Source organism: Neobacillus niacini, from assembly GCF_000759675.1.
Classification (GTDB): Bacteria; Bacillota; Bacilli; order Bacillales; family Cytobacillaceae; genus Neobacillus; species Neobacillus niacini_A.
This window is the reverse complement of sequence record NZ_BAWM01000096.1, coordinates 1-202: the sequence shown is the minus strand read 5'-3', so window position 1 is coordinate 202 and position 202 is coordinate 1. Positions and strand designations below refer to the sequence as shown.

Sequence of the window (202 nt, the reverse complement as noted above, 5' to 3'; positions counted from 1 at the left end):
ACGTACTAAAGAAGATGAGTTTGAATTTAATAAAGATGCAGGCATGTACGTATGTAAAGCTGGGCAGATGGCAATTCGAAAAGCGCGTACAAATAAGAAAAATGTGGGGAAAAATCAGCGTCAAACGTATTATTTTGACACCGAAAAATGCAAAGTATGCCCTTTCCGTGAAGGATGTTACACAGAAGGAGCAAAGAGTAAA

At 38.1% G+C, this 202-nt stretch carries 1 pseudogene; it reads left to right on the top strand.

Features of this window, described 5'->3' with window-relative positions:
• Positions 1-202 (top strand): annotated as a pseudogene (locus TR08_RS21925) (IS5/IS1182 family transposase); the annotation flags it as partial.